Source organism: Streptococcus suis, assembly GCF_002964045.1.
In the GTDB taxonomy this organism is placed as follows: domain Bacteria; phylum Bacillota; class Bacilli; order Lactobacillales; family Streptococcaceae; genus Streptococcus; species Streptococcus suis_U.
This window is the reverse complement of sequence record NZ_POPB01000107.1, coordinates 1-287: the sequence shown is the minus strand read 5'-3', so window position 1 is coordinate 287 and position 287 is coordinate 1. Positions and strand designations below refer to the sequence as shown.

Genomic DNA, 287 nt, shown 5'->3' with positions numbered 1-287 from the left:
ATATTGTGAAAATCTATGCCTTCATGTGTAAACTGATTTTCAACGACAAAAGCTAGCTGGTTGACACAACTGTCAACACCTAATTCTTCTTTGACTTCCCGAACAACCGCATCTTGTGCCGTTTCGTTGACTGCAATTGCACCACCAATGGTATAATAACGCCCCTTAGCGTCCTTGGTGAGAAATATTTTCCCATCTTTTATAATCAATGCAGTCGCCCGAACACCAAAAATCTGATTGTCAATTCTGGTCCTAAAATCCATTTTTCCTTCTCTTTTCTAAAATTT

Annotated in this window: 1 protein-coding gene; it reads right to left on the bottom strand. The window is 38.7% G+C overall.

Features of this window, described 5'->3' with window-relative positions; genetic code table 11:
- Positions 1 to 263, bottom strand: a 263-nt coding sequence (locus tag C1E99_RS00455) for an NUDIX hydrolase (RefSeq protein WP_153059558.1), incomplete at its 3' end; no start/stop codon positions are given.
- Between the last annotated feature and the right edge of the window lie 24 nt (positions 264 to 287).